The sequence below is a fragment of the Pseudomonas sp. 21LCFQ010 genome, from assembly GCF_024129905.1.
In the GTDB taxonomy this organism is placed as follows: Bacteria; Pseudomonadota; Gammaproteobacteria; order Pseudomonadales; family Pseudomonadaceae; genus Aquipseudomonas.
In genome coordinates this window covers 1-6,652 of record NZ_JAMYDZ010000053.1, presented here as the reverse complement: position 1 = coordinate 6,652, position 6,652 = coordinate 1, and the positions used below count along the sequence as shown (strand labels likewise).

Sequence of the window (6,652 nt, the reverse complement as noted above, 5' to 3'; positions counted from 1 at the left end):
AATGCCATCACAAGGGAGTACCAAAATACGCATCGCAAACCCCTTTCTTATTGTTTGAGCTGATTAGTGAGCCTGGTGGCCATGGGATCAAGCGTTTAATGTATATCGTTGCCGTAATGTACAATTTTGAAGAAGCGAAAATTTCATTCTGACGCTCTCGGCCTTGATCACACGAGCGGGCCGCTCTCTTTTCCCAGTAGAATTATTGCACTTTATTGCATCAATATACAATAAATGCAACCTTTATGTGGACGCATACCAGCCACCACAATCGCGTTTAGGCGACGTCCTTGATGCTCAATAGCGCAAATTAACTGGCGTCAAAAACTTCAAGGTTGCGCTGGTAGTCCAGCTCATCCTTGGCTTCCTTGTCCGTTTTTTGACGCCCGACGACGTCCAGGTGGGTACGCAAGAACTCTGCAGCAGCTTCTCTCTGGCCACTTTCAATGAGATCCAGTAGATGGATATGTTCTTTACATTGATTGATCAAGCGCGGCCGATCGACGTTGGCCTTGTAGGCCATGAATCGACGCAATTGGTTCTGTCGACGGATCGCCTCAAGAAAAAACGCATTTCCAGAGCAACGCACAATAAGCTCATGGAGTTGCGACCCCACCTGAAATAACTGCGATCGCGACAAGCTGAAAATGTCGCCTTCCAGCATTTTCTGTTGCGTTTTTCGGGCTTTGGCAAAGGCGGCTTTATCCACCTCGTAGCCAGGCTCAAGTAGTGCAGCAGGTTCGATTGCCATACGAAATCGATAGCTTTGAATGTGGGCCTTGGAGTCATGCAAAAAGCTGTTGATCTCCCAACCCTGCCCCGGCTTGCGCTCGATCATCGCCTCATTGGCCAGACGGTTGAGTACCTTCATGAGCTGCCCCCTGGGCACCTCATACTTGCGAATCAACTCTGCTTCGAAAAAAGTCGTTGGGATGTCTCCCCGCAGCACGTCGTCCACAACCCGCAGGTAAAAGTCCTCGAAAGGGTCAACCTCCAACGGGAGTTTGCGGCTATCTATCCCTCGCGCATCAGCTGTCAAGAAATAGCCGCGATTCGGCTCTTGGATGGCCAGCCCCAATTGAGCCAACAGCGCAAAACCGCGACGAATTGGAGAGCGCGAAACGCCCAACTCCTTAGCAAAAGACTCCTCACGAAGCGGGTCGCCCGCACGCATCGACCTCGCTCTAGCCATATCGATGATTTTGGGAGCCAATTGCTCGGCGAGGTCTTTTTTGATCTTGGGCTTCATATTGGTCGGGGCACCTGCCAATTGTTGATCAAGAGTCGATTCTGCTGGATTCATAAAAACCGATTATCGAAGGAGGATGGTGCTGGCACGTCGCTGTACACGCTCCGAGTCAAAATAACACACCTCATGTTCTTCAACACGCTGCTGGGACACCTTGCCCTCAGTGCTCCTGTACACAAAACGACAAAGCCATCACCGCACCACACCCTACTCTATACACGTAACACATGGGCCATTGGGCCAATGACGGTCGCGGCAGGAATGTCAGTCAGGCATCACCCCTGAGATGATTGAAAGGAGAAGCACCCAAACCTCCACACGTCGTGACCGGAACGTACATGTTGAAAACACATAAAAAAACCCGCCAAAGCGGGTTTTTGGTTAAGCATCGCCTTAATGACCTGGAACGATCGAGAACGCGCCGAAGCCTACCATCGCTGCCATGATCAGGAAGCTGAGAGCAAAAGCCCACTTCATGGTGTACTTCTGGTGGTCACTGAACTCAACCCCTGCCAAGCCACAAAGCAGGTATGTAGAGGCCACAAGAGGGCTGAGCAAGTGGACAGGCTGACCAACCAGAGAGGCGCGGCCAATCTCGGCATGGGTAATGCCGTACACTTCCGCAGCCTTGGCCAATACCGGAAGAACGCCGTAGTAGAACGCATCATTAGACATGAAGAAGGTGCCTGGAATACTTGCCAGTGCGGTGATCGGCGCCATGTAGGGCCCCCACGTATCTGGAAGCATGGCCAAGAAACTTGCCGACATCGCGTTCACCATACCCGTGCCAGACAAAATGCCTGCCAGGATACCCGCTGCAAGGAAAATCGCGATCTGGTTCAGCGCAGTGGGTGCGTGGGCTGCAATGCGACGACGCTGATCCGCCATATTGGGGTAGTTGATCACCAGACCGACAGAGAACGCCACCATGAACAGAACAGCAAGCGGCAGCAGTTCCATTACCAGTGCAGTCATTAAGCCCACTGTGAGCAGCGCGTTAAGCCAAAACAGTTTCGGGCGACGCAGATCTTCATCTTCCTGCGACATGGAGGGCAAACCTGTGACGTCATCGTCATAGGAAATCGTTTCAGCGTCATGAGGCAGTACGAGCTTGCCCAGACGGCTGCGCTCACGAACACCAATGAAGTAAGCAAGCGCCATTACTCCCAGAAACCCTATGACCATCGACGGGATAATGGGGAGAAACAGATCCGACGTTTCAACCTGCAGCGAGGCCGCAGCCCTGGCCAATGGGCCGCCCCAAGGAAGAAGGTTTGTCACACTGGCAGCCAGGATCACGACACACGTCAGCGCAAGCGGATTGAGCTTCAGCCGCTTGAACAAGGGCAACATGGCAGTGACGGTGATCATGTAGGTCGTTGAACCATCACCATCCAGCGAAACCATGCCCGCCAGAAGCGTGGAGAAGATCACAGCCTTAACCGGATCGCCCTTGATGATTTTCAAGAAGGTTCGAATAATCGGGTCGAACAATCCTGTGTCGAACATCATGCCGAAATACAGGATGGCGAACATCACCATGATCGCTGTGGGAGCAACCTTCTTCAGGCCATCAATCATCATGACGCCCATATCAGGGCCAAAACCTCCGATCAAGGCAAAGACGATCGGAGTAATTGTGAGGGCGACCAAGGGTGAAAGCCGCTTGGTCATGATCAACGCCATAAAGGTCACGATCATGCCGTAACCAAGCAAAGACAGCATTTGTATGTCCTCGATTAAAATACAATTGTTTTTATGATTTAGCGCTCATGCGCTGTCGAGAATGCGTTGGCTACAGCAGTGTTAAGTCATTTCGTACCGAGCCAGTGGAGGTCAACTCATGTGCAAGCCGCCATTAATTGAAAAATCAGCACCATTGGCGTAACCCGACTCATCCGATGCCAGCCAGGAACAGATCGCAGCGATCTCTTCCGGATTGCCCAGGCGCCGAGACGGAATCTCCTTGATGATGCGATCCATGGCATCCACGGTGGTGGTTGACTTGAGCTTCGAGGTGGCGACGTAACCAGGAGAGACCGTGTTTACGGTCACACCGCGAGAACCAACTTCTTTAGCCAAAGCGCGTGTAAAACCTCGAATCGCTGATTTAGCCGTGGAATAATTAACCTGGCCTACTTGCCCCAACTGAGCATTGACGGAAGAAATGTTGATAACTCGGCCCCAACCACGAGAAACCATTCCATCGATAACTTGCTTGGTCACATTGAAAAGTGAGTTGAGGTTGGTATCGATGACGGTCTGCCAATCGCCTGGTTGCATGTCTCGAAATACTACATTGACCGCAGTGCCCGCATTGTTGACGAGCACATCAATCGGGCCAACATCTTTGGTGATTTTTTCAAAAGCGAGTTTCGAGGACTCCCAGTCAGCGACATTACCCTCAGAAGCAATGAAGCTGAACCCGAGTTTCTTCTGCTCAGCGAGCCACGCAGTTTTGCGAAGTGAATTTGGGCCGCAGCCCACCACGACGGTAAAGCCGTCTTTGGCGAGACGCTGACACACGGCAGTCCCTAAACCACCCATACCAGCAGTCACATAAGCAATGCGCTTAGACATACGAACACTCCTGTTTTGTTTTTTGTTGGGAGTACGACTTGCGAGCCATTTGGCTACTGAGCCTACTAAACGCCACCCAATATTGTTTTGCAAAGCAATGATGTACAATTCGTAAAAGGGCAACGATTTTTGCGTGAAATTCATCCTCCGAGGGGGATTTGATGATCAAAATCCAAAAAACAGTTGGTAACACGAGACGATAAATCTTGCAGCGCCTCATCAAGAATAAATTTGCATTTATGCCTACCTAAAAGCTGTTCTCCTTTGGAGAACGCAGGCTGCTTTTTGGAATGACGCCCCATTGATTGAGCCAGCTCAACCCCTCATTCGTCGCGATGAGCGGACGATACTCGCAACCTATCCAACCCTCATAACCGACGCGCTGTAGGAAGCTGAAGACTTGAGCAAATTTCAGGCGTCCGGTACCAGGCTCATGCCTTCCGGGCCAATCTGCTACCTGGACGTGATGAATCCGATCAATCCAGTGTTTCAGGAGGCCCAATCCATCACCTGAAACAAGCTGTGCATGGTACACATCCATGATCAACCCTAGCTCAGGGATAGCTTCGAGCACAGGCTCTGCTAAGTCGAAGTTGCAGAGGTAATACCCAGGCATCTCGGTAGCGCTGATGACCTCAATGAGGCCTTTAATTCCATGATCCGCCAGGTAATCAACGGCGTAGTGAAGATTGTCCAGATAGGTTTGGCCATCGGTACACAGTGCACCGGCGATGGTCATCCCGGACATCAAATGAACATTGCAGCACTGGAGGCGATTCGCATACTCCACAGCCTTGACCAGCCCGCCCCTGAATTCGGCATCTCGCGAAGTCGCAGCTGCCAGTCCCTTGGTTAACCCAACGGGAGCGGCGAACTGCACCATCGACAACTGGTGTTCTTGCAGCAAGTCAAAAAGCACCGAGGGCTCATGGTCATAAGGTATGGGAAACTCGACCGCCGAAAATCCCGCTGAGGCGGCCGCTTCGAACCGCTTGAGGAAAGGCTTTTCCGTAAACTGGAAACCTAAATGCGCATTGAAATTGAGCATGTACTTACCATCTCAAAATAGACCAACGATGACTCAGGCTTCCAGGCAAGCGCGGAGCTTGAGTACCGCACTGTCAGGTGTTGTAAGAATACTCAGAGCCGTTGATTTTCTTGCCTCGGCGACAGCAGTCACCATCGAAAACTGCGCAAAGCAAATCAGATCCTGATCCTCGATACGACCCATCAGTTCGCCAATCAGCTTGTCGTGATGTTCAGAATCCCCTGTATGCAAAGCCTCCAACGCCTTTGGGCAGGTGAAACTCGTCAGTTCGAGGGCACGCCCCGCTCTACTGGCGGCCTGAGTAAACTCTTCGGCCATGGATTCAATAGCCGGTGGAAAAGTCGCCACAATCGCAATTCGAGAAGCTTGGGAGATGGCCTCGGTAATCATGGCCTCATTCGGCTTGAGTACAGGAATAGAAAGCTCGCTTTTACACAGATCGATCGCGTCGCCAAATGCAGAGCAGGTAAACAGAATTCCATCGGCACCTGCCTGAACGGCATAGCGCGCCAACGCCAAAAATCTTGATTTCAGATCTTCGGTAATACGTCCTGCGGCTGCAAGATCTCTGGAGAGCGAATCCTCCAGCAGGTTCGCCAATTGCGCTTCGGGCCACAACTTTGCGAATGCCTGATTGATGGGCTCAATGGCGACCGATGTAGCATGGATGAGGAAGATACGCTTGCTTTTCATGAAATAGACCGTTTTTTCGTTCTTATTACGGCGATTTTGTAAAAAGGCCATGCCGCAACAAAAAGCCGTTGGTTTAGTATTTTTTTGTTTTTCTACGCCCCCACCTGGAAATCGTTGGTCGCCTGAAGACAGCCAAGGAAACCCCGCATGAGTTAGCACAACAAAAAATCATTGAGGCTTCGATAGCGACTTAAATCGCAGGCACAGATTCGTTGAGAATCACCACGCCATCGTCGTCCCCATATAGACGATCACCATTGGCGATTGTCTGCCCTGCAAAGGTCACCGGATCGCCCACTTGCCCCTCGGAACGCTTGACCGACTTGCGCGGTGACCCCCCCAGGGCTTTGATCGCAATCGGAAGCTTTTCAAGCACGGCCCGATCACGGACGTAGCCGTAGATAAGCACCCCTGCCCAACCATTCTTCACTAAATCTTCAGCAATGATGTCGCCCAGCAACGCGCAGCGATCGCTTGCCCCGCCGTCCACCACCAGAACCTTACCCACTCCGGATTCCGCGCTCAGTTCCTTGATACGAGAGTTGTCTTCGAAGCACTTAACGGTCACCGCCTCTCCGGTGAAATCCTTCCTGCCACCCAGATCCTGGAATAGGGGTGCCAGTACCCGCGCCTTGTCGCCAAATTCATCACACAGATCAGTCGTTTTGAAAGACATAAGCACTCCAGCTGGTAGGGGCAAAAGCAATTTGTGAAAACAAAGGTTGCATAATCTGGATATTGATGCAATAAAATGCAATCTGTCAGGGCGAATTTTTGACGACCGGGCACCGAAAACGCGATTCAGTCGTCAGAAGGTGAAGGCCAGGCAACCGCCTTGACATCATTGTACTTCGTAATTACGGGGTACAGAAATTCTCGGGCAACCCTGCGGCCTGCCTTAGCTTCGAATAAAAAAGTTAGGAGATTGTGATGCGTATTCTTGTTCTTCCCTGCGATGGTATCGGCCCGGAAATCGTCGAATCCTCGATGTCTGTCCTTCATGCAGTTAACAAAAAATTCAGCCTGGGTCTGACGTTCGACTATGACGACGTCGGCTTCAAAAGCCTCGAAAAGCACGGGAC

7 protein-coding genes are annotated in these 6,652 nt (G+C 51.4%); 1 reads left to right on the top strand and 6 read right to left on the bottom strand.

Translation table 11 applies throughout. The annotated features are described in order from the left end of the window. Positions 1-310: 310 nt before the first annotated feature. The 6 genes from NJC38_RS28805 to rraA form a co-directional block, all read right to left on the bottom strand. Positions 311-1,249 (bottom strand): GntR family transcriptional regulator, encoded by a 939-nt coding sequence (locus NJC38_RS28805; RefSeq protein ID WP_253118170.1) that lies wholly within the window; start codon positions 1,247-1,249, stop codon positions 311-313. Positions 1,250-1,642: 393 nt separating this feature from the next. Further along, a complete protein-coding gene (locus NJC38_RS28800) occupies positions 1,643-2,974 on the bottom strand; it encodes a CitMHS family transporter (protein ID WP_253118169.1) in 1,332 nt (443 codons plus the stop codon). A 111-nt stretch (positions 2,975-3,085) separates the two neighbouring features. After that, positions 3,086-3,829 carry an acetoacetyl-CoA reductase gene (phbB, locus tag NJC38_RS28795; RefSeq protein ID WP_253118168.1) on the bottom strand — a complete coding sequence of 248 codons (744 nt, stop codon included), beginning with the start codon at positions 3,827-3,829 and terminating at the stop codon, positions 3,086-3,088. A gap of 247 nt (positions 3,830-4,076) precedes the next feature. Beyond that, positions 4,077-4,877, bottom strand: coding sequence for a TIM barrel protein (locus NJC38_RS28790; RefSeq protein WP_253118167.1), 801 nt, complete (start codon positions 4,875-4,877; stop codon positions 4,077-4,079). A 33-nt stretch (positions 4,878-4,910) separates the two neighbouring features. Further along, on the bottom strand, positions 4,911-5,729 hold the full coding sequence (locus tag NJC38_RS28785; RefSeq protein ID WP_253118166.1) for an aspartate/glutamate racemase family protein: 819 nt from the start codon (positions 5,727-5,729) through the stop codon (positions 4,911-4,913). Between the two features lie 31 nt (positions 5,730-5,760). Next, positions 5,761-6,246 carry a ribonuclease E activity regulator RraA gene (gene rraA / locus NJC38_RS28780; protein WP_253118165.1) on the bottom strand — a complete coding sequence of 162 codons (486 nt, stop codon included), beginning with the start codon at positions 6,244-6,246 and terminating at the stop codon, positions 5,761-5,763. A 254-nt stretch (positions 6,247-6,500) separates the two neighbouring features. Here rraA and NJC38_RS29115 point away from each other — a divergent pair. After that, positions 6,501-6,652 (top strand): isocitrate/isopropylmalate family dehydrogenase (locus NJC38_RS29115; protein WP_290447444.1); only part of this gene is annotated, 152 nt, incomplete at its 3' end.

What these genes read in the sequence shown, in the direction of transcription:
- NJC38_RS28800 (WP_253118169.1), bottom strand. Translation starts at nt 2,974, where the DNA reads ATGCTGTCTTTGCTTGGTTACGGCATGATCGTGACCTTTATGGCGTTG.
- NJC38_RS28805 (WP_253118170.1), bottom strand. Translation starts at nt 1,249, where the DNA reads ATGAAGCCCAAGATCAAAAAAGACCTCGCCGAGCAATTGGCTCCCAAA.
- NJC38_RS28790 (WP_253118167.1), bottom strand. Translation starts at nt 4,877, where the DNA reads ATGCTCAATTTCAATGCGCATTTAGGTTTCCAGTTTACGGAAAAGCCT.
- rraA (WP_253118165.1), bottom strand. Translation starts at nt 6,246, where the DNA reads ATGTCTTTCAAAACGACTGATCTGTGTGATGAATTTGGCGACAAGGCG.
- phbB (WP_253118168.1), bottom strand. Translation starts at nt 3,829, where the DNA reads ATGTCTAAGCGCATTGCTTATGTGACTGCTGGTATGGGTGGTTTAGGG.